We start from the raw sequence: 292 nt of genomic DNA on the forward strand, positions 1-292 counted from the left end.
GGGGTGGCTTAGTCAATATGACTCCCCTGGGGCAAAGAGGGCTGGCCCGCCGCGAGGAATCAAACGCGGGTTAGCATGACTGCCAGAGCCGCATGGTGTGGACAGTGCCACACCCGGCGATTTCCAGCGCGGAGGCCAGCATGGAACACGATAGCACTTTGTACGTGGGTCTTGACGTCCATAAGGACTCGATCACGGTCGCCTACGCACTCGGCGCGGGCGAGGTCGAACTGCTTGGCAAGATCGGTACCTCGAAGGCCGATATCGATCGCCTGTGCAAGCGCCTGCAGTC

1 pseudogene is annotated in these 292 nt (G+C 61.3%); it reads left to right on the forward strand.

The features are described from left to right. Positions 1-140: 140 nt before the first annotated feature. A pseudogene (locus ACYP5B_RS12460) lies at positions 141-292 on the forward strand (IS110 family transposase); the annotation flags it as partial.

It is taken from the genome of Cupriavidus sp. 8B (assembly GCF_054589115.1).